The organism is Nocardioides sp. AN3, assembly GCF_054653495.1.
In genome coordinates, this window is the sequence record NZ_BAAIGC010000027.1 from 1 (window position 1) to 20,100 (window position 20,100).

Annotated in this window: 17 protein-coding genes and 2 pseudogenes; 14 read left to right on the top strand and 5 right to left on the bottom strand. The window is 68.0% G+C overall.

Annotated features, from left to right (window positions below):
- Positions 1–450: pseudogene (locus ACYQ1K_RS21905) on the bottom strand (amino acid transporter); the annotation flags it as partial.
- A 643-nt stretch (positions 451–1,093) separates the two neighbouring features.
- Between ACYQ1K_RS21905 and ACYQ1K_RS21910 the strand changes: the two are divergent.
- From ACYQ1K_RS21910 to ACYQ1K_RS21925, 4 genes are all read left to right on the top strand, one after another.
- Complete coding sequence (locus ACYQ1K_RS21910) at positions 1,094–2,041, top strand: helix-turn-helix domain-containing protein (RefSeq protein WP_459985433.1); 948 nt, start codon at positions 1,094–1,096, stop codon at positions 2,039–2,041.
- A gap of 258 nt (positions 2,042–2,299) precedes the next feature.
- Complete coding sequence (locus ACYQ1K_RS21915) at positions 2,300–2,875, top strand: flavodoxin family protein (protein WP_459985434.1); 576 nt, start codon at positions 2,300–2,302, stop codon at positions 2,873–2,875.
- 27 nt (positions 2,876–2,902) lie between these two features.
- The gene (locus ACYQ1K_RS21920; RefSeq protein WP_459985435.1) at positions 2,903–3,235 is read left to right on the top strand and encodes a cupin domain-containing protein; all 333 of its coding nucleotides are present in this window, start codon (positions 2,903–2,905) and stop codon (positions 3,233–3,235) included.
- Positions 3,236–3,663: 428 nt separating this feature from the next.
- Positions 3,664–4,476, top strand: coding sequence for a mycofactocin-coupled SDR family oxidoreductase (locus tag ACYQ1K_RS21925; protein WP_459985436.1), 813 nt, complete (start codon positions 3,664–3,666; stop codon positions 4,474–4,476).
- 86 nt (positions 4,477–4,562) lie between these two features.
- On the opposite strand, the gene ACYQ1K_RS21930 is transcribed toward ACYQ1K_RS21925, so the two are convergent.
- Positions 4,563–4,745 carry a helix-turn-helix domain-containing protein gene (locus ACYQ1K_RS21930; RefSeq protein WP_459985437.1) on the bottom strand — a complete coding sequence of 61 codons (183 nt, stop codon included), beginning with the start codon at positions 4,743–4,745 and terminating at the stop codon, positions 4,563–4,565.
- Positions 4,746–4,762: 17 nt separating this feature from the next.
- On the opposite strand from ACYQ1K_RS21930, the gene ACYQ1K_RS21935 reads away from it, so the two are divergent.
- Positions 4,763–4,936 (top strand): hypothetical protein, encoded by a 174-nt coding sequence (locus ACYQ1K_RS21935; RefSeq protein WP_459985496.1) that lies wholly within the window; start codon positions 4,763–4,765, stop codon positions 4,934–4,936.
- Positions 4,937–4,969: 33 nt separating this feature from the next.
- Here the strand turns inward: ACYQ1K_RS21935 and ACYQ1K_RS21940 are convergent.
- Positions 4,970–5,170 (bottom strand): annotated as a pseudogene (locus tag ACYQ1K_RS21940) (hypothetical protein); the annotation flags it as partial.
- Here ACYQ1K_RS21940 and ACYQ1K_RS21945 point away from each other — a divergent pair.
- The 9 genes from ACYQ1K_RS21945 to ACYQ1K_RS21985 all read left to right on the top strand — a co-directional run bounded on the left by ACYQ1K_RS21945 (position 5,072) and on the right by ACYQ1K_RS21985 (position 18,853).
- Positions 5,072–5,710 carry an aminotransferase class III-fold pyridoxal phosphate-dependent enzyme gene (locus tag ACYQ1K_RS21945; protein ID WP_459985438.1) on the top strand — a complete coding sequence of 213 codons (639 nt, stop codon included), beginning with the start codon at positions 5,072–5,074 and terminating at the stop codon, positions 5,708–5,710. The pseudogene ACYQ1K_RS21940 and the gene ACYQ1K_RS21945 overlap by 99 nt on opposite strands.
- Positions 5,711–5,902: 192 nt before the next feature.
- On the top strand, positions 5,903–7,243 hold the full coding sequence (locus ACYQ1K_RS21950) for an NAD-dependent succinate-semialdehyde dehydrogenase (RefSeq protein ID WP_459985440.1): 1,341 nt from the start codon (positions 5,903–5,905) through the stop codon (positions 7,241–7,243).
- A gap of 29 nt (positions 7,244–7,272) precedes the next feature.
- Positions 7,273–8,649 carry an NAD(P)/FAD-dependent oxidoreductase gene (locus tag ACYQ1K_RS21955; protein WP_459985441.1) on the top strand — a complete coding sequence of 459 codons (1,377 nt, stop codon included), beginning with the start codon at positions 7,273–7,275 and terminating at the stop codon, positions 8,647–8,649.
- 272 nt (positions 8,650–8,921) lie between these two features.
- Positions 8,922–10,781 carry a flavin-containing monooxygenase gene (locus ACYQ1K_RS21960; RefSeq protein ID WP_459985442.1) on the top strand — a complete coding sequence of 620 codons (1,860 nt, stop codon included), beginning with the start codon at positions 8,922–8,924 and terminating at the stop codon, positions 10,779–10,781.
- Between the two features lie 179 nt (positions 10,782–10,960).
- The gene (locus ACYQ1K_RS21965) at positions 10,961–11,824 is read left to right on the top strand and encodes a mycofactocin-coupled SDR family oxidoreductase (protein WP_459985443.1); all 864 of its coding nucleotides are present in this window, start codon (positions 10,961–10,963) and stop codon (positions 11,822–11,824) included.
- Between the two features lie 5 nt (positions 11,825–11,829).
- Complete coding sequence (locus tag ACYQ1K_RS21970) at positions 11,830–13,014, top strand: CaiB/BaiF CoA transferase family protein (RefSeq protein WP_459985444.1); 1,185 nt, start codon at positions 11,830–11,832, stop codon at positions 13,012–13,014.
- 42 nt (positions 13,015–13,056) lie between these two features.
- The gene (locus tag ACYQ1K_RS21975; protein WP_459985445.1) at positions 13,057–14,427 is read left to right on the top strand and encodes an NAD-dependent succinate-semialdehyde dehydrogenase; all 1,371 of its coding nucleotides are present in this window, start codon (positions 13,057–13,059) and stop codon (positions 14,425–14,427) included.
- A gap of 1,692 nt (positions 14,428–16,119) precedes the next feature.
- Positions 16,120–17,145: an alpha/beta hydrolase gene (locus ACYQ1K_RS21980; protein WP_459985495.1), complete on the top strand. Its 1,026-nt coding sequence runs from the start codon at positions 16,120–16,122 to the stop codon at positions 17,143–17,145.
- A 64-nt stretch (positions 17,146–17,209) separates the two neighbouring features.
- Positions 17,210–18,853, top strand: a complete 1,644-nt coding sequence (locus ACYQ1K_RS21985; protein ID WP_459985446.1) for a CocE/NonD family hydrolase — start codon at positions 17,210–17,212, stop codon at positions 18,851–18,853.
- Between the two features lie 38 nt (positions 18,854–18,891).
- On the opposite strand, the gene ACYQ1K_RS21990 is transcribed toward ACYQ1K_RS21985, so the two are convergent.
- Together ACYQ1K_RS21990 and ACYQ1K_RS21995 are read right to left on the bottom strand one after the other, a co-directional pair.
- Positions 18,892–19,755 carry an NAD(P)-dependent oxidoreductase gene (locus ACYQ1K_RS21990; RefSeq protein WP_459985447.1) on the bottom strand — a complete coding sequence of 288 codons (864 nt, stop codon included), beginning with the start codon at positions 19,753–19,755 and terminating at the stop codon, positions 18,892–18,894.
- 79 nt (positions 19,756–19,834) lie between these two features.
- A complete protein-coding gene (locus ACYQ1K_RS21995; RefSeq protein WP_459985448.1) occupies positions 19,835–20,083 on the bottom strand; it encodes a nuclear transport factor 2-like protein in 249 nt (82 codons plus the stop codon).
- Positions 20,084–20,100: the final 17 nt, after the last annotated feature.

Consider the following 20,100-nt stretch of genomic DNA (forward strand, 5'->3'; position numbering starts at 1 on the left):
AAGTGCGGTGACCATCGCCCAGCCGAGTAGCCCCCACAGCCACCACGGGCCGGTGCCGGAGACGCCGAGCACCGTGGTGGAGAAGTCGCCGACTGCCACAGCGAAGAGGGTGAACGTGCCGGCGCCCAGCGCGATGTAGGTGAGGATGGCGAGGAAGGCCGCGCTCAGGCCGGGCGGTCGCCCCAGGCCGCGCGCGACGTAGGCGTAGAAGGCGCCAGGTCGCACCATCCGCGTGGCCATCGCGTTGAGACCGGCGGAGAACACGAGGAGAAGGACCCCCATGGCCAGGAAGGCGACCGGCGCACCCAGCCGATTCCCGGCGCCCGTGATCACCGGAATGAACCCACCCACTACGAGCAGAGGGGCGTTGAACGCCAGGGCCGTGAAGGCGAGCTCGACCGTGCCGAGATTTCCGCGGAGCCTTGCCTCCGCCGGAGCGGATGCTGACACCGCGACTCTCGCGTGCGGACGAGTGCCGTCATCGCCATCGCGAGCCTGCGGCTCCGAAGTTGCGTGGCTCATGTTGTTCCTCACTGACATTGCGGCGGCGGTGCCGCCGAGATCGATTCTGAGTTGACGAGCGTCCAGCGGGTTCCAGGCCTGCCGTCTGAAACCGTCCGACTCCGAGCTGCCGAGGGCGTTGTGCCTGACCGGGGGATGGTCGCTCTGGTCGACCTCCTCGATGTGTGCTGTGCGTCACCCCGTTCTGTCGGCTGCACCGACCCTAGGAGGATGAGACGAGAGACACTTGACGTCCAGTGACAGCCTGCTCAGCACTGCGCGTCAGGCGCCGTGGTCGCAGGGTCGCTGCATCGCGCTCCGGTCGGCACCTCGCGAGAATCGACGAACCCGGCAAGACACGCGTGATCATGCGGACGACCCGACGATCGCCTGCGGCAGATTGTCACGAATCTGGCAGGAGTCAGTCATTCTGTCCGCCGTTGCGGGCTCCTGGCATGATCATCGTGGGAGGATGGTCGCCAGTCACTGCAGGCTCCATGACACTTCTGGGGATGGCGCGAAGCGCACGGGCCGTGGTGTGGCACAGGGACAGGGAGATTTCATGAACGCCACTCCGTCGAACTCGAGATTCATGACGGCAGTCCGAGACTCGGCCTCGGCAGAGGTGCCCTCGCGCACCGTCGGCGACTGGTCGGACGAGGTCTGGCGGGTCTACGGTGCGCTCGAGGTCATGGTGCCGAGTGACGGCCGGTTCGGCGGATCCCTGACCCAGCGCCGCTTCGATCATCTGCAGACCGTGGACATGCGATCGAGTCCGTTCGCGGTGCGCCGCACGGACTCCATGATCCGCACGCACCCGGTCGAGTCGATCGTTGCCACGATGCTGGTCGCGGGGGAGGGCTTGGTTGTCCAGGACGGCCGTTCCTGCGCGCTGCAGGCCGGAGACCTGACCTTCCTCGACAGCCGGCGCCCCTATTCGATGGTGCTCGACTCGACCCCGCGGGTCCTGGACTTCGTCTGGCCCCGCGAGCACTTCGGGCTCTCGGACACCGAATGCGAGGCCGTCACCGCGCGGCCGCTCCTCGCCGCGTCGCCCATCGGCCGGTGGCTCGCACCCGCGTTGGTCGGCCTGCATGAGATCGATCAGGGTCTGTCGGAGGCAGGCGCGATCCGCATCGCCGACGGGGTGCGCGGCCTGCTCGTCACCGCTGCCCTCGAGCTGGCCACTCCCGAAGAGGGCAACGGCCGCTGGCGGCAGCAGTACGACGACATCGTCAAGTTCATCGCCCGGAACCTCGACTCCGACGAGCTCTCGGTCGACCAGATCGCCGAGACGTTCTTCATGTCCAAGCGCTCTGTGCACCGCCTGTTCGCCAGGTTTGGCAACACGGTCACGGCTGTCATCCGCGACATCCGCCTCGAGGAGGCGAGGCAGCGGATGGTCTCGAACGCCTACCGTCACCAGTCGGTGAGCTTCATCGCGAGTCAGCTCGGCTTCTCCAGCCTCCAGGTGTTCAGCCGCGCGTTCACAGCAAAGTACGGGATCGGTCCGAAGCAATACCGCGCCGCTCAGGGGTAGTCGTGCGGGTGCCGCCGCGTAGGGTCCACCTCGGCCTGGCGCGGGCGGTGCAACGGAGTGGCACGTTGAGGCAAGCCCCGGCTCCGGTGCGGGCCTAGCGTCGGTACAGACGGTTTCGTCATTGCACCCGGCAGCTGCCGACGCGGCGAGGGAGGGATATGAGTCTGCAGCCGGCATGCCCCATTGCCCCAGGTCGGTGGCCCGCCCTGCCGGCGGGCCGTCACGACAACGCGACATCGACTTACGGAGAACCCTCAGATGACTTCGAGCTTCCTCTTCTTGCTCGGAAGCGCCCGCAAGAACGGCAACACCGAGCTGCTCGCGTGGCGGGCCGCCGCCCAGCTGCCCGATACCACCGAGCAGCGGTGGATCCACCTCGAGGACCAGGTGCTGCCGCGCTTCGAGGACCACCGTCACACCGGGTCGCAGGTGCCGCAGCCGACAGGTGTCGAGAAGGACCTCCTCGACGCCACGCTGGAGGCGACGGACGTCGTCCTGGCCACGCCGCTGTACTGGTACAACGTCTCTGGCTCGACCAAGGCGCTGCTTGATTACTGGGCAGGCTGGCTCAAGGTTCCGGGGCTGGACTTCCGCGACCGCACCAGGGGGAAGACACTCTGGGTCGTGATGGCGCTGGCTGATCGTGACACGTCCACCGCGGACCCCGCGCTCGCCACCTTGAAGATGGCTGCGGACTACCTCGGCATGACGTGGGGCGGTGTCCTGACCGGCTACGCGAGCGCCCCGGGGCAGGTGCTCGACGACGTGGAGGCGCTGCGCCGTGCCGACGAGTTCTTCGTGGCGGCCGCCGATCGGCAGACCACGCCGGTCTGATCCCGGCGAGGATCGAAGGAGATGACGATGCCTTTTGACCCCAATGCCGTCCAGGTCCACGGTTACGTGATCGACCCCGCCCGAGTGCTGGAGGGTGATCCACGTCCCTCGGTGGCGCTGCTGTGGCACTCGCCCGGCGGTGACGTCCATGGCGGGATCTGGGAGGTTTCCGAAGGGGTGCTCGCGGGGGTGGACGTCGACGAGCTGGTGCACGTGGTGCGCGGTCGCGTCACCGTGACCTACGACGACGGCGAGTCGTTCGAGCTCGGCGAAGGGGATGTCGCGACGTTCTCCCGGGGACGCTCGATGACGTGGCGCGTGCATGAGAAGTTTCGCGCCGTGTTCGCAGGGCTGGCCTGAGGCTCGGTCGCCGCTCGACAGCGCAGGAGCCCGCACCGGGTCGGTCCCGTGCGGGCTCCTGCGCCTTAGGCACCTCCCGCAACCGGGCGGCGGTGGCTGGCGCGCGGTGTGCACAGCAGTGGCGCTGCGGGACAACATCAGAGCGGAGCGCCGGCGATACGTTCGAGGCATCGCCCACCAGGCACCGCAGGCTCGACGGCCATCGCGAGCCCTGCGCGCCAGGGACCGGTGCCGCCGCCGGTGTCTCGCGTGTAGGAGCCTCGCCGGTGGTGCGCGAGCCGGAGGCGTCCACGGCCGGACCGGCACGCCTCCAACACAGACCAGAGGAGAGATCAGATGTTCCCGATCATCACGGCCGACAGCGGCGCGCGCGGCTCGTCGTCGCGCGCAGGCTCCACGCCTCTCGTGTGTCTCGAAGGGGCTCTCGGATGAGCCGGCCCGTCGCGTTCATCACGGGTGCCGCCCGCGGCCAGGGCCGCTCGCACGCGCTCCGGCTGGCGGAGCTCGGATACGACCTGGCCCTGGTCGATATCTGTCAGGACGACCCAGACATCCCGTTCGCGCTGGCCAGCGCCGACGAGCTGGCGCAGACCGCCAAGGAGGCCGAGGCGCTCGGCGCCGACGTTCTGTCGCTGCGGGCCGACGTGCGCCGCGGTCAGGAGCTGGCCGAGAGCGTCGCGCAGGTCGAGAGCCGCTTCGGGCGCGTCGACGTCGTCGTCGCGAACGCCGGGGCCTACTCGTTCGGGCCCTTGAGCAGCCTGGAGATCGACGATGCCCGTTGGGAGGCGGTCGTCGGCACCAACCTGACCGGCGTCTTCAACACGATCCGTGCGACGGCTCCGCTGATGATCGCCGGTGGACGGGGCGGGTCGATCATCTTCACCAGCTCGTCGGGCGCCCGCCGCGGACTTCGCACGATGGCGGACTACACCGCCAGCAAGCACGGTGTGCTGGGCATCATGCGCACATTCGCCAACGAGCTCGGCAAGTACTCGATCCGGGTCAACTCGGTAGCCCCCACCGGGGTTGCGACGTACATGATCACCAACCCGGCGATCCAGCAGTGGTACGCGGAGAACCCGGAGATGCTCGAGAACGAGACCGGGAACATCCTCCCGGTCGGCATGATCGAGGCATCCGATGTGACAGACGCGGTCGTGTGGCTGGCCAGCGACGCCGCGAAGTACATCACGGGTGTCGACCTTCCCGTCGACGCCGGCTTCCGGGAGGTCACGCCCTGACACGCGCCGCCTGGGCACCACCACGTCGCGGGGTCCAGATCCGCAGTGCTGCTCCGGACCTCGCTCGTTCGCCGCCGGCGACGATGTCAGAGGATGTCCGACGCCAGAAGTGCCAGGTGGAGGGAGGCCACGATCTCGGGGTCGTCGAGATCCACTCCCATCACGCGCCCCGCCTTGGCCAGGCGGTCGTAGAAGACCGGGCGCGACAGGTGCAGGCTCGCGGCGGCATTCGACTTAACCGAGCCGTGCTCGACCAGGGCTCGAAGCACCGAGAGGTGGTCGGTCTATGAGCTTCGTCGTTGGCCCGGAGACGACCCAGGTCTCGCTCGACGAACAGTCGCAACCGGTCGTCGTCCGCGATCGGTGCGAGAAGGCCCCGAAGGTGCAGGTCCTCGAGCCGGTGAACGAGCCTGTCCTCGGCCTTCTTAACCGAGTTGAGCACCTGGAGGCTCTCGCGTAGGGTGCGGTCCACGTCGTTGATCGAGCTCACCGACCGACCAGCGCCGACGACGACCGGCAGAGGACGATGGGCCGCCTCGGCGACCGCGTCGACCAGGGACTGGGCGTCCGCGCTCGGCCCTGAAACCAGGAGCCCTTGGACCCGCTGGCCGGTCTCGCAGACCAGGGCCGGCGTGCGTGCGTGCGTGCGGTGTGCACCTTGGGCCGGACCGGCAGGCGGTTCGGGATCGAGCACGGCGACGTGGTGCCGGACCTCCTGACGTTCGCCAAGGGCGTCAACTCCGGCTCCGTGCCCCTAGGTGGCGTGGCGATCAGCGAGCGGATCAACGAGACCTTCGCCGAGCGCGCCTACCCCGGAGGTCTGACCTACTCGGGCCACCCCCTCGCCTGCGCCGCAGCTTTCGCCACGATCCGCGCGATGGAGGACGAGGACGCGGTCGAGAACGCGGCGGGCCTGGCCGAGTCGGTCTTCGGGCCCGGTCTGCGGAAGCTGGCCGACAAGACGAGTGGGTCGGAGAGGTCCGGGGGGTGGGCGCGTTCTGGGCCGTCGAGCTCGTGCGCGATCGTGCGCCCCGGCAGCCGCCGGCACCCTACGGCGGCGGCAGCCCGGAGAACGCGGTCGGCGCCGCCTGCAAGAAGCGAGGACTCCTCCCGGTCTCGAACTTCAACCGCGTCCACGTCGTGTTGCCGATCATCATCGGCGAGCCTGACGCCCGACTCGGGTCTGAGCAAGCTCGACCATGCGCTGACGGAGGCGAGCGCCGGCCGGGTCTGACCGGTCTCCCCCCTCGCGGGTGGCGTGTCCCGGCCGCCCAGGGCCCGCCACCCGCTCACGGTGCCGGCGCCCGCCCCGGGTGGCGCGCCGCGTCCACACATCCGTCGCTGAGCGGCAAAACCACTGCCTGAACCTTGCATAGTTTCGAGTGGGCCACGCCCATGCCGAATCCACTGCGCGAAAGAGGAACCCATGGCTTACGCGATCGTCGACCCTGCCACCGGGGAGACGTTCAAGAACTACCCGACTGCCACGGACGCCGAGGTCCGGGCCGCCGTCGACGCCGCTGAGGAGGCGCACCGTGGCTGGAGCCGGTCGTCCGCCGTCGCAGAGCGTGTCGCGATCCTGCGCGAGGTCGCCCGGCTGCACCGTGAGCAGCGTGACGACCTGGCGCGCACCATGCAGCTCGAGATGGGCAAGGCGCTCGACCAGGGACTCGGCGAGGTAGACTTCTCCGCCCTGATCTTCGAGTACTACGCGGACAACGCGGAGGCCTTCCTCGCCGACGAGCCGATCGAGCTGCTCGCGGGCAGCGGGTCGGCGGTGGTGCGCCGCTCGCCGGTCGGCGTGCTGCTCGGAATCGCACCGTGGAACTTCCCCTGCTACCAAGTGGCACGGTTCGCCGCGCCGAACTTCGCGGCCGGCAACACGCTCCTGCTCAAGCACGCGTCGCAGTGCCCGGGCACGGCCGAGGCGATCGAGAAGATCTTCGCGGACGCAGGCGCTCCCGCAGGCAGCTTCGTCAACATCTTCGCGACGACCGACCAGATCGCCGACGTGATCGCGGACCCCCGGGTGCAGGGTGTCTCGCTCACCGGCTCCGAGCGAGCCGGCTCGGCCGTGGGCGCCCTGGCCGGGCACCACCTGAAGAAGGTCGTGCTCGAGCTCGGCGGCTCGGATCCGTTCATCGTTCTGGACGACATCGACCTGGACGCCACCGTCCAGGCCGCCTGTGCGGGTCGGCTGAGCAACGTCGGGCAGGTTTGCAACGCGCCCAAGCGATTCATCGTGCTGGACCGCGCCTACGACGCATTCCTCACCCGGTTCCAGGCGGCGCTGCAGGAGCGTGCGCCGCAGCTGGCGCCGATAGTGTCCCAAGCAGCGGCCGACGAGCTGGCCGACCAGGTGCAGCGCGCCGTCGAGGCGGGCGCCGAGCAGTTCGTGACCGGCGAGCGTGACGGTGCCCGGTTCCCAGCGGTCGTGCTGACCGGAATCGACCCGGAGCACCCGATCGCCAAGGAGGAGTTCTTCGGTCCGGTCGCCATGGTCTTCCGTGCGAAGGACGAGGCAGAGGCGCTGGCGATCGCGAACAACACCGACTTCGGCCTCGGCTCTTACGTATACGGCGCCGACACCGAGCAGGTCGCTCGCGTCGCCGACGGCATCGAGGCCGGCATGGTGTTCGCTAACTGCGTCCAGGCCGACGGCGTCGAGCTGCCGTTCGGCGGGATCAAGCGATCCGGGTTCGGCCGTGAGCTCGGCAGGTACGGCATTGATGAGTTCGTCAACAAGAAGCTGATCCGGATCCGCTGAAGCGGCTCGGCCAGCTCGACAGGAGAGTCATGAAGAACGGCCAGATCTCGTACTGGATTGCTCGCCCGGGGATCGACGCGCCTCGCTTCGCTCCGGTGGATACGGACCTCGACGTCGATGTCGCAGTCGTCGGGGGTGGACTGACCGGGCTCTGGGCGGCCTGGTCGGTCGCCGTGAAGGACCCGTCGCTCACAGTCGCGCTGTTCGAGGCGGAGTCGATCGGCTACGGAGCCTCGGGCCGCAACGGCGGCTGGCTTTCCGCCAAGCCGGTGGGCCTGCGGCCGGTACTCGCCAGGCAGCCTCAGGGTTGGGCCGGCGTCCAGTCGGCAGACCGCATCCTGGTCCGGTCCCTCGACGAGGTCGTCGATCTGCTCGGAGTCGAGCAGATCGATGCTCGCCGCGGCGGGTGGATGCAAGTCGCGCGCACGGCGAGCGAGATGCGGCGAGTCGAGGAGTACGAGGCCAAGTCGCGCAGCTGGGGTGTCGCGCCGGAAAACCTGCGGGTGCTGTCGGCTGCCGAGACCACCGCGCGGGTGGCGGTCAGCGAGGCTAGGGGCGCCATCTACTCGCCGGACTGCTACCGCATCGATCCCGTCAAGGCGCTGGCCCGTCTGGCCCGGCTCGCGCGCGACGCTGGCGTCGCGATCTACACCGGATCACGGGTCACCGACCTGGTGGATCATGGTCTGGTGGTGAACGGGCACTCCGTCCGCGTGGGTCGGCACACCGTCGTGGCGACCGAGGGGTACTCGAGCTGGGAGAAGGGCGAGAAGCGGCGCCTGCTCCCAATGAACAGCGCCATGGTGGTCACCGAGCCATTGGCGGGGGAGGACTGGGCCAAGATCGGCTGGGACGGCGCGGAGTGCCTCAGCGGCTCGGCGCACACGTTCTTCTACGCCCAGCGCACCGCGGACGACCGCATCGCGATCGGAGGCCGTGGCAAGCCCTACCGCTTCGGCTCGGCGACGGACAAGGACGGCCAGGTGTACCAGCAGACGGTCGAGGCCCTGGACGCGGCACTGCGGGAGCTGTTCCCTGGGATCTCGTTCGAGCTGGCACACGCCTGGTGCGGTGTCATCGGGGTGAGTCGCGACTGGTCGCCGTTCGTCGAGGTCGATGAAGCTGCCCAGGTCACCCACGTCGGCGGCTACGCCGGCCAGGGCCTGACGGCCGCCTACGTGGGCGGGTGCCTCGTCGCCGATCTCATCACGGGTCGCGAGACCGAGCTGACCAGGCTGCCGTGGGTACGCAAGCGTCCGCGCCGGTGGGAGCCGGAGCCGCTCAGGTGGCTCGGCGCGAACGCTTTGTACAAGGCGTACTCCTGGGCCGACCACCTGGAATCGCGCTCGAAGTCCACTAGCACGGCGTGGCCTGCCCGCGTCGCGGACCGCATCGCGGGGCGCTGAGCCCGCGGTTCTGCCGCGGGGCGGGACCACGCGAGCAGCCGGGCGGCCTCCCTCAGGGGTGGTCGGCCGGCTGTTCGTCTTCCACGGCCGAACCCGGCGCGGTGCGACGTGGCTCACGTGGCTCACCTGGTCAATACCGCTGACGCTGACGGGCAAGCCCGGTCCCTCAGGCGCACTTAGGCTCCCCACATCAACGCTCGACGGAAGGCTCCGATGGCACCGTGTCGTCATCGTGGAGGCCCGATGAGCTCTGGACCCACGAGAAGGTGAACATGACCGTTCAGGACGCCCCGAACCAGGTCGAGACCAGCGCGAAGCAGCAGGCTGTCGTGTGGCTCGACGCTCTTTCCTCGGCCCTCGCCGCGTGCGATCGCGCGGCCTTGGAGTCACTGTTCGTCGAGCAGGCCGGCTGGCGCGACCTGCTCGCCTTCACCTGGAACCTGCGCCAGGCCCACGACAACAAGGCGATCGCCGAGCTCCTCCTTGCCACCGCGCCCACGATCGCACCGCGAGACTTCGCGCTCGCGGCCAACTGGCCCGCTCCCACGGTCACCCTGGGTGAGGGCGGCTCGGTCGGCTCGGTCGAGCTGTTCTTCTCCTTCTCGGTGGCGGCCGGCTCGGCCGAGGGTCTCGCCTACCTGGTCCCCGACCCGAGCGACTCGTCGCGTCTCCTCGGCGCGACGCTGCTCACCCGGCTGATCGAGCTCGACGACGCCAAGCCGGTGTGGCCGCCGGAGGGACGCTTCGACGCCCAGAACCCGGACGTCCGCTGGTGGGAGCACCGCGCCGAACGTCAAGCCTACGCCGATCGTGACCCCGAGGTCCTGATCGTCGGTGGCGGTCAGTGGGGGATTTCGACGGCCGCGCACCTGGGCCGCCTGGGCGTCGACGCCCTGGTCATCGACAAGCTGCCCCGCCCGGGTGACTGCTGGCGGCAGCGCTACGAGTCGCTGTTCCTGCACCAGCCGCACAACATGCTTCACTTCACGCTGATGCCCTTCCCGGAGTCGTTCCCCGAGTACCTGCCCAAGGACAAGGTCGCGGACTTCGTCGAGTCGTACATCCGGCACCTGGACATCAACTTCTGGGGCGGCACCGAGTTCCTCGGCGGTCGTCGTCTCGAGGACGAGGGCGTCTGGGAGGTCCAGGTTCGCCAGGCCGACGGCTCGGTGCGCACGATGCGCCCGCAGCACGTGATGATGGCGACCGGCGGCAGCGACGTGCCCAACATCCCGGACTTCCCGGGTCTGTCGGACTTCCAGGGCGAGGTCCTGCACTCCAGCCAGTTCCGCGACGGTCGGGACTACGCGGGCAGGAAGGTTCTGATCATCGGCACGGGCACCTCAGCGCACGACTTCGCTCTCGACATCGTCAAGTCGGGAGGCCAGGCCACCATGGTCCAGCGCAGTCCGCTGATGGTCGTCGACCTGGAGACCGCCAACCAGATGTACGGCGTCTACCGGGACCGCTCGCTGGAGACGCGCCTCGTCGACTTCCGCTTCCTCGCCGGTGGCGTCTTTCACCAGCAGCGACAGGGCTTCCAGGAGTTCCAGAAGTTCATCGACGCGCAGGACAAGGACCTCCACGAGCGTCTCGCGGCCGCCGGCCTGGAGACGTGGGGCGGTGAGGACGGGACGGGCTTCTACTATGGCTACCTCAGCCAGTCCAAGGGCGGCTACTACCTGAACGTTGGCGCCTCGGAAGCGATCATCGCCGGAGAGATCGGCATCATGAAGCTCGCGGACGTGGAGCGCTTTGACTCCAGCGGCATCATCCGAACGGACGGCACGACCGAGCCGTACGACGTCGTGATCCTCGCGACTGCCTACCGCTCGATCAGCGAGGGCGTCAAGAAGTACTTCGGCGAGGAGCTGGCGGCGAAGCTCGGGCCCGCGTGGGGCTTCGGCACCGACGGCGAGCTGCGCAACGTGGTGAAGCCCACGGCGCAGGACGGCTTCTGGATCCTGGAGGGCTCCATCCCGATGGCACGCTGGCACTCGCCACTGATGGCACTGCTGGTCAAGGCCGAGCAGCTTGGACTGGTTCCCGACTCGTTCAAGGTCGAGGACCACCCGAGCCGCACGCCGAAGGAGCCGGTGCCCGCACTGGCGCCGTACTGGTCCGGCCGCTGACCGACCAGCCCGATGGCTGACCGGTCGGGTCGGTGCAGAGCGGCGCATCCGCGCGCTGTGCCGGCGCCGACGGCCTCTCCAGCCGAGATCTCGCCGGCCCCAAAACACGCGACACATCGTCACGCCGCCGCCAGGTGCCCTGCGCGCGGGCGCGGCGTACTCATCACAAGGGGAAGAACATGGGCAAGCTGACCGGCAAGGTCGCCTTCATCACCGGCGCCGCTCGCGGACAGGGGCGTGCACACGCGCTCGAGCTCGCGGGCGCGGGAGCAGACATCATCGCTGTCGACGTCTGCCAGCAGATCGACACCGTCCCGTACGAAATGGCGAGCGAGCAGGACCTCGAGGAGACGGCTCGCATGGTGCGCGAGCGTGGCGGACGCATCGTGGCGTGCGTCGCCGACGTGCGCGACCAGACGTCGCTGGACGTCGCTGTGAAGGAGGGCCTCTCCGAGTTCGGTCGCCTCGACGTCGTCGTGGCAAACGCCGGTACGGTCAACGGCTTCAACCGCGCCTGGGAGATCACGGAGGAGCAGCTCCGTGACCAGTGGGAGGTCTGCGGCGCCGGTGCCCTGCGCACCATCAAGGCGACAGTGCCGTCGATCCTCGAGCGCGGCGAGGGCGGCTCGGTGATCCTGACGAGCTCGGTGTCGGGCAAGACTGCCGAGATCAACATCGCGCACTACGTGATGGCCAAGCACGCCGTCGAGGGCCTGATGCACAACCTCGCGGCCGAGCTGGCGCCGTACCGCGTTCGCGTGAACACGGTGTGCCCGACGAGCGTCAATACCAAGATGATCGACAACCCCGCCTTCAGCGGCCTTTTCGCCGGCAAGGAGACAGCCACCTACGAGGAGGCAATGCCGGGCATGCGGAGCATCAATGCCCTGCCGATCCCGTTCGTGGAGCCGGAGGACGTCGCCAAGGCCGTGCTGTACCTCGCGAGCGACGACGCGCGCTACGTCACCGGCATCAGCCTTCCGGTCGACGCCGGCTCGCTGATGACGTTCAAGCTGCCGCACTTCGAGTCCGCAGGTCACTGACACACATGCATCCGGACTCTGAGCGCCTGAGGCACGCAGGCGCAGATGCCATCGAACTGCTCGAGGGCATCCGCGTTGTGGACTTCACGCAGGCGCTGTCCGGCCCGTACTGCACGCTGATGCTGGCAGACCTCGGCGCGGACGTGATCAAGATCGAAAGCAGAGCGCGGGGCGATGACTCGCGGCACTGGGGACCCCCGTTCCTGGGTAGCGACGCGGCCTACTTCATGTCGGTCAACCGCAACAAGCGCAGCGTCGCCCTGGACCTGAAGGAACCGACCGACGCTGCGATCGCACGTGAGGTCATCGCGACGGCCGACGTGGTCGTCGAGAACTGGCGCCCCGGTACGGCGCGGCGGCTGGGACTCGGCGCCGAGGAGCTGCGTGCGGCGCACCCCAGACTGATCGTATGCTCGATCAGCGGCTTCGGCCAGGACCAGGGAACGCGCTCAGGCTACGACCAGATCGTGCAGGGGACGAGCGGAGTCATGCGCATGACCGGAGCCGTTGGGGAGCCCACCAAGTGGGGGGTTCCGATCGCCGACATCGCGGCGGGCATGTTCGCTGCGTCGGCGATCTCGAGTGCGCTCGTCGAGCGAGTGCGGACAGGTCGCGGACGCGTCATCGACATCTCGATGCAGGACAGCCTGCTGTCGATGCTGACTCATCACGGGGCTCGTTACCTCGCCACCGGAGTCGTCCCGCCGTCGGACCACAACGGGCACGCCACGATCTGTCCCTACGGCATGTTCCCGACCGCGGACGGCTTCGTGAACCTTTGCGTCGGCAACGACTCGCAGTTCCAGCGCATGTGCTCGGCACTCGGACGTGAGGACCTCGTGGCCGACGAGCGCTTCGCCACGAATCCCCTGCGCGTCGAGCACCGTGCCGAGCTGCTGGGAACCCTGACCGAGACACTCGTGCGGATGACCACCGTCGACGCGGTCGCCGTCCTTGAGCAGGTGGGAGTCCCCGTCGGCGTCGTGGCCGATATCGGCGAGGCTCTCGAGGCAGAGTCGACCAAGACGCGCGAGATGGTCATGACGTTCGACCGCGACGACGTCGTCGGTGCTCGGGTAGTGAACACGCCGTGGAAGTTCGACGGGAACGCCCCGACGGTCCGCCTTTCGCCTCCCCGCCTCGGCGAGCACCACGACGAGGTGCTCAGCCAGATCAGGAGCGCGCGATGATCGTGCGGCTCGCACCACCCCGACTCGAAGGAGCAACTTGCCATGACCACTGCGGCAGTGTCGATCAACCCTGCCACCGGCAAGCACGTCGCCTCGTACCCGTTCCTGGCCCCTGAGCGGCTCAGCGAGGTGCTCGCTGTCGCGTCCGCAGGCCAGCGCAGTTGGGCGGCAAGGCCGTTGGCCGAGCGTTGCGACGTCATGCGGCGCGCGGCGAAGATCCTCCGGGACGATGTCGACCGGCTCTCGGAGCTCGTCACCACAGAGATGGGTAAGCCCATCACCGAGGCACGAGCAGAGGTGTTCAAGTGCGCCAACGTCCTGGAGTGGTACGCCGACCTGGCACCCGAGGTCCTCGCGCCGGACCCGACGCCCGCCGGTCCCGGCGTGCGCGTGCACTATCGCCCGCTGGGCGTCGTGCTTGCCGTGATGCCTTGGAACTTTCCGATCTGGCAGGCAATGCGCGGCAGCGTCGGTATCCTGCTCGGGGGTAACGCGTACCTCCTGAAGCCGTCCCCGACGACCGTCGGGTGCGGGCTCGCGCTCATGGACGTCTATGAGCGCGCAGGGGTCGACCGAGGCGCCTTCAGTGTCCTGAATGCCGACAACGACGTAGTGTCGGCGGCGATCTCCGACGACGTGATCGTCGGCGTCACGCTGACGGGTAGCGTCGCAGCAGGCTCGGCGGTCGCGACGCAGGCCGGGCGCGAGGTCAAGCGCTCGGTGCTCGAGCTCGGCGGCTCGGACCCCTTCATCGTGTTGTCAGACGCCGACCTCGACGCTGCCGTGGAGGCTGCTGTCACAGCGCGCTTCCAGAACTCGGGTCAGGTCTGCATCGCGGCGAAGCGGATCATCCTCGAGGAGCCGATCCGGGAGGAGTTCACCCGCAAGTTCGTCGAGCAGGTCGAGACGCTCCCGGTCGGCGACCCACTCGACCCAAGCACGCGTGTCGGTCCGATCGCCCGCGAGGACCTGCTCGACCAACTCGCGAACCAGGTAGAGCGCAGCATCGCGGCCGGCGCGACACTCGTGACGGGCGGTGCCAAGGTCCCCGGTGACGGCTTCTTCTACGTGCCTACGGTGCTCGCCGACGTCGTTCCGGGCACCCCGGCGTTCACCGAGGAACTGTTCGGTCCTGTGGCAGTGCTGATCGCGGCCACTGACGCCGAGCATGCTGTCGAGCTTGCGAACGACTCGGAATTCGGCCTGGGATCCTCGGTGTGGACCGTAGATCTGGACCGAGCCGAGGACGTGGCGGCCCGGATCGAGGCCGGCAGCGTATTCGTCAACAAGGTCGGTGTCTCGGATCCAAGGGTGCCGATCGGTGGCATCAAGAAGAGCGGATTCGGGCGGGAGCTCTCCCACTACGCACTCCAGGAGTTCACGAACGTCCAGACCGTGTGGTGTGAGCGCTGAGAGGTTCCTGACACTACGGCCGTCCTCGCCACCAGCGCGTGCAGTGTCACGCGCGGGTGCCCACGCGCGACCGCGCAACAACTGAGGCGCGTTGCCGCCGCGGGCCTCGTCGAGGTAGCCGAGGGCTGGCGATGGCGATGGCGATGGCGATTCGATACGGCAGCACGCCGACGACTGACCAACGACGCCGTGCGCCACGACATGGCAGCCGTTCGCTGTCCCGTCGGCTACGTGTACTGCACTGAGTCCGACATGTGCGGCTCGTAGACCGATGCCCTCCTCGAGGACTGGCTCGGGGCGACGTCCCCTTCTTCTCCCACCACGTACCGCCGGACCGGCGCGACGCGTCCGCGGCCGCGGTAATGCGAACGATTGACGAACTGGAGTGTGCACGTTGAGCAGGACCTGGGCGACAATTCACGGCCTACTAGAGCGGTATGGCAGTGTCGACGCGTTCCTCGATCTGGTCGAAGGGGTTGAGTATGTTTGCGATCTCGGCGGGCGAGGGGCATTCCTCGAGTCGCTGCAGTTCGACGAGATGAGCAACTGGATGGTGCCCTCACATTCGCCGCGGAAGGCGTGCTGGACAGTGGGCAGCGCGCATTGCTTCGCGACGGCTACGGCAACAGGCACTTCCTGCCCCGGGCTAACGTCCTCTGGCCCCGCGCGCGACCATCAGCACATCGCGGCTGCGTCGACAAGTCTCGGTTTGCCCCTCGTGCCGCGGCGGCGAAGGCCAGTGCCGCAGTGGCGCGTCGGCTCGGCCTTGGTTCAGCCGTCGACTTTGGCTGAGTATGGCCGACTGCTCATCGCGCGCTAGAACCTCCCGACCCACACCGCCCGTTCGGTGACTCCTCACTGTGCGATACGGCATGCCGGAGTTGGTAGAACCGCCTCGGCGTTGCGCACGGTTACGCAATAGCAGCCGGAGCAATTGGGCTGAGCGCCCTCGACGACCTTGCGAGGACTAAGGACGGTGCCTCGCGAGCAGCCAACGCAGTCTGGGGCATCATCCGGGCAGGCTCAGAGGACATGATCGGACTCGACACACACCTATTGCACCTCAGACGTCGCGCGCGGTTCGTTGGGACCCGCTGTTCATGAGTTGTCTCCCCTGCGACCTCCGCAGAGCGAACGGTTGACGGCACGCTGCCAGCAGGCCAGGAACGCGCAGAGCGTCACGCGCTCATCATTGTGAAGCTGTGGTCCGGGTGTCCCGAACCCACCCGAGTCTCTTCGTCTCTGAGGCCGACCCTTTGAGCCTGCTCTGCGTCGAGCATGCATGAGCGAGTTCGAGGATTGCTCGTGCGCCGTGTGTCGTTGAGCATGGCGATCCTGCCACGCCCGGAACGACCCGGTGCGCGAGACCGTCGTCTGGTCGGCATCCTCGTCTCCCGCGGAGCCGGCGTCACGCAACGGCCACGGAGCAACCCTGGTTGAGCACTCCGCTCACGTTGCCTGACCATCTTTAGCTAGGCCAGTCGACGAGCGAGCGAGCACTTCGGAGCGGTACTGAGGCGGTGCGATGCCTGTCGTGAATCATCCAATCCACAAGAGCTGGCGAGGCTGCGAACGTTGGTGTCGTGGCTGTCTGCTGTGCCGGTCGCCCTCCTGGCTTCGGCGGATACGTCATTCCGCGAGCGATGCGGGAAACGCGCTGAAACGCCAGTGTCGAGGAGACCGAGCTTGAAGATGTCGCAGTCGCCGCCCCCGGCACGCCGGTCCACTCCGCCGCCCTTCGACCCGGAGCTTGCGCCGCACCTTCCCGAGCTCCAGGCGTTCATGGCGCCTGACGCCCTCCGGCCCAACACCATTGAGAACGTGCGCGCAGCCTTGGCCGAGTGGCCCGCGCCATCGCTCATAGACTTGGAGCGGGAGGGTCGCTTCGAGGTGACCGAGGTGGGCGTCCTCTCCGGAACGACGACCATCCCCCTGGTCGTGTGCCGGCCCACTGGCCGAGACGGCGAAGAACTCCCCGCCGTGTACTTCGTCCATGGCGGCGGGATGGTGATGGGGAGCAACCGGCTCGGTCTGGATCAGGCTCTCGACTGGGCCGAAGAGCTGGGTCTGGTCGTGGTGTCGGTGGAGTACCGGCTGGCACCGGAGTTCCCGTACCCGGCTGCGATCGAGGACTGTTACGCGGGTCTGGCCTGGGTCGCCGAGTCCGGATCGGCGATCGGTGTCGACCGAGATCGGATCATCCTGGCGGGTGAGAGTGGCGGGGGTGGCCTGGCCGCGTCCCTCGCGATCCTTGCCCGGGACCGCGGCGGCCCGATGGTGCTCGGGCAGGTCCTGATGGCCCCGATGCTCGACAACCGGAACGACACGCTTTCGTCCCATCACATGGCCGGCCTCGGCATCTGGGACCGGATTTCGAACGAGACCGGGTGGCGCGCCCTCCTCGGTGACGCGCAGGGTGGGCCAGACGTCTCGCCGTACGCAGCCGCGGCACGAGCTGAAGACCTCGGTCAGCTCCCGGTGACCTTCCTCGACGTCGGTTCGGCCGAGACGTTCCGCGATGAGGTGGTGACGTTCGCGTCTGGCATCTGGGCCGCCGGGGGAGACGCCGAGCTGCACGTCTGGCCCGGTGGCTTCCATGCGTTCTACCTGGACCTGCCTGAGGCACAGCTGTCTGTCGCGGCCCTGCGCTCGAGGGTCGACTGGTTGAGGCGGCTGCTGTCCAGGGACCGGAGGGCGACGACAGATCGGTCGGACTGAGCACGACCTCACCATGCAGGTGGGAGTTATCACGCGGTACGGCGAAGAGAGTAGGAGGAATGGGATGACCATGGTCACGGTTGAGCTCGACGTTCCCGTCGAGATGCGGGATGGTGTCACTCTTCGGGCGGATGTGTATCGCCCGGTCGGCGAGGGCCCGTGGCCCGTCCTCGTGGCACGCACTCCGTACGGCAAGACGGACCACGACGAGCTCCAGTTCCTGGAGCCGATGCTGGCTTCGCGCCGGGGATTCATCGCCGTGGTACAAGACGTGCGGGGCAGATACAGGTCCGAGGGAGACTTCACCCCCTTCGTCAACGAGGCGGACGATGGCGCCGACACGATCGAGTGGGCCGCCCGCCTTCCAGGGTCGAACGGGTCGGTTGGGATGTGGGGCCTGAGCTATCTCGGCAACGTCCAGTGGCAGGCCGCCGCCAGGCAGCCCGCCGCGCTGCGCGCGATAGCACCCGAGCGAACGTTCCGCGAGTGCGAGGAAGGTTTGGCCTTCCGTGGCGGCGCTCACGAGCTGGGCGCCGTGCGGGCCTGGGCGGTGGCGATGGGCTTCGACGTGCTCGCTCGGCGTCACGCCGACGACGAGGAGACGATGACGAAGGAGATCCTGGCTCTCGTCGAATCGGCAGACGGGATCCCGGGTGCGACCTACCTCGAGCTGCCGACGGGCGTCGACCCGGTGATCCGGCGCCATGACCTGCCCAACCTCGCCTCGCCCGAGTCGATGGCGGCGGCCAGCGTGCCGCCGCACCAGGCGAACGTCACCGTGCCGAGCCTCCATGTAGCGGGCTGGTACGACATCTTCGTCCAGGCCACGATCGACAACTACGTGTCAGCCGCGCAGAGGACGCCGGCCAGGCTGGTGGTGGGTCCCTGGAACCACTTCGGCCAGGAGTCACAACAGGGCGACATCAACTTCGGGCTGGCCGGCAACGGGTATGCGATCGACCTCTCGACGTCCATCCTGGGTCTGACCTTCGACTGGCTCCATGGCTGGTTGACGGGCGAACCGGCCGAGACCGACCCGCCGGTCCGGATCTACGTCATGGGAGCCAACGCATGGCGCTCGGAGACCGAGTGGCCGCTCGCGAGGGCCGTCGAGACCAAGGTGTTCCTCGGTGGACGAGGTGAGCTGGCGTTCGACCCGACGGCTGCGTCCTCCGAGTCGCTGTCCTTCACCTACGATCCCTCCGACCCCGTCCCGACGCTCGGGGGGATCACGCTGCTCGCGCATCCGGCTCCCGGGTCCTACGACCAACGACCGGTCGAGGAGAGGAGTGATGTGCTCGTGTTCACCTCCGACGTCCTCACCGAGGATGTCGAGGTCACGGGCCGGGTGAGGGCGTCGCTGCAGGCGGCCACCGACGGGGAGACGACGGACTGGGTGGTGCGCCTGTGCGACGTCCACCCGGACGGGCGGTCGTTCAACGTCGTCGATGGCATCCGTCGTGTCGAAGGGGTCGCTGGCGAGCCGATGACAGTCGAGGTCGACCTGTACTCGACCAGCATGCTCTTCGAACGAGGTCACCGGATCCGCGTCCAGGTGACGTCGAGCTGCTTCCCTCGGTGGGACCGGAACCTCAACACCCGCGACGGCCTGACGACCGGTGAGATGCGCGTTGCCACGCAGACCGTCTTCGTGGGCGGCAAGCAGCCGTCGTACCTGAGCCTGCCGGTCATACCGGCGGAGAGCTGAGGTCTGTCGATGGGACCGGCGCCAGCGTCAAGGTCACGTCAGGTGCCGGGCCCCGACACGACATGCAGCAACGCACTCACCTCAAGATCCTCAAGCCCTAGCCGGGCGGCCGAGTCGAAGTACGAGGCTATTGCATCGGTGAGCCGGTGCCCGGTGCCGGCTGAGGCGAACGCCTGCGACACGGAGGAGAGAGCCGCAGCGTGCACCGCGTTCGACGCTTCCGAACCGGTGAAGCTATCCCGCCTGATCTGTTCGACCGACGCATCAGCTGTGGAAGCGGCGAGGTTGAGGGGGATCCGCACCAGTGGAGCGACGACGTCGACCGGGATTCCCAGCCGCTCTGCATAGGCGACCGCCTCCAGGAGCGACAAGGCGCCTGCATAGAAGATCGACCCCAGGGCGAGTGCGAGGGCGTTGGCTCGGGTGATGTCTGGTCCCACGAAGTGGAGGGGGCCCAACTCGAGGAGAAGCGGGCGAGTCTCGTCGATCAGATCGGAAGGCCCGGAGTAGAGGATGTCGCCAGTGGCGCTACCGATCGCCTCGGGACGGCACAGGACTCCTCCCTCGACGTCGTCTCCGCCCAGCGCAGACAACAGCTCGGCGAACTCCCGCGCCTCGTCCGTGGTTCCCCAGCTGAGGTTGATCAACGTTCGACCCGCCAGGTCAACTCGATCAGTCAGGGTCTCCCGCAGGACGCGATAGTCTAGCACCGAGGCGATCGCGACGGGAGCGCTCTCCGGGGCAGCCCGCGCAGTCGGCGCAACGTCCGCGCCTGCGCTCGCCAGCGGGTCGCATCGGGCACTCGTCCTGTTCCACACCACGACGTGCCTGCCAGCCGCAAGGAGAGCACGAGCCACAGCAGATCCCATGTTCCCCAGGCCCAGGACAGCTACCTCTGCCATTCGGTCACCTCACGTTTTCGCGGAGGGGTGTCACGTGTCCGTCTGTCAGGGCAGAGCGTGCGATCGAGGGCTGGCCCATCTAGTCGTCGCTCAACTGGGATTCGAACTCAGTGCGGTCCCAGTAGAAGCGCTCGTGGACGATCTTGCCGTGGCTGAAGGTCTCCACCACGCAGTAGCGCATGAGCACGTCGCGGACGTGGGCCGGAGATGCTGCGTCCGCGGCGTATCCAGCATGTACCTCGAGCTCTGCGAAGACTCGGTCGTCGCTTGCTGCGACGGAAGCGGTGGAACCACGGAGTATGAGGCAGTCTGCTGACTGCCGGCTCATCAAACACCGTGGGGGCG

Coding starts and splice junctions, on each gene's coding strand:
- ACYQ1K_RS21910 (WP_459985433.1), top strand. CDS start 1,094: ATGACGGCAGTCCGAGACTCGGCCTCGGCAGAGGTGCCCTCGCGCACC.
- ACYQ1K_RS21915 (WP_459985434.1), top strand. CDS start 2,300: ATGACTTCGAGCTTCCTCTTCTTGCTCGGAAGCGCCCGCAAGAACGGC.
- ACYQ1K_RS21920 (WP_459985435.1), top strand. CDS start 2,903: ATGCCTTTTGACCCCAATGCCGTCCAGGTCCACGGTTACGTGATCGAC.
- ACYQ1K_RS21925 (WP_459985436.1), top strand. CDS start 3,664: ATGAGCCGGCCCGTCGCGTTCATCACGGGTGCCGCCCGCGGCCAGGGC.
- ACYQ1K_RS21935 (WP_459985496.1), top strand. CDS start 4,763: ATGAGCTTCGTCGTTGGCCCGGAGACGACCCAGGTCTCGCTCGACGAA.
- ACYQ1K_RS21950 (WP_459985440.1), top strand. CDS start 5,903: ATGGCTTACGCGATCGTCGACCCTGCCACCGGGGAGACGTTCAAGAAC.
- ACYQ1K_RS21955 (WP_459985441.1), top strand. CDS start 7,273: ATGAAGAACGGCCAGATCTCGTACTGGATTGCTCGCCCGGGGATCGAC.
- ACYQ1K_RS21960 (WP_459985442.1), top strand. CDS start 8,922: ATGACCGTTCAGGACGCCCCGAACCAGGTCGAGACCAGCGCGAAGCAG.
- ACYQ1K_RS21965 (WP_459985443.1), top strand. CDS start 10,961: ATGGGCAAGCTGACCGGCAAGGTCGCCTTCATCACCGGCGCCGCTCGC.
- ACYQ1K_RS21970 (WP_459985444.1), top strand. CDS start 11,830: ATGCATCCGGACTCTGAGCGCCTGAGGCACGCAGGCGCAGATGCCATC.
- ACYQ1K_RS21975 (WP_459985445.1), top strand. CDS start 13,057: ATGACCACTGCGGCAGTGTCGATCAACCCTGCCACCGGCAAGCACGTC.
- ACYQ1K_RS21980 (WP_459985495.1), top strand. CDS start 16,120: ATGTCGCAGTCGCCGCCCCCGGCACGCCGGTCCACTCCGCCGCCCTTC.
- ACYQ1K_RS21985 (WP_459985446.1), top strand. CDS start 17,210: ATGACCATGGTCACGGTTGAGCTCGACGTTCCCGTCGAGATGCGGGAT.
- ACYQ1K_RS21990 (WP_459985447.1), bottom strand. CDS start 19,755: ATGGCAGAGGTAGCTGTCCTGGGCCTGGGGAACATGGGATCTGCTGTG.
- ACYQ1K_RS21995 (WP_459985448.1), bottom strand. CDS start 20,083: ATGAGCCGGCAGTCAGCAGACTGCCTCATACTCCGTGGTTCCACCGCT.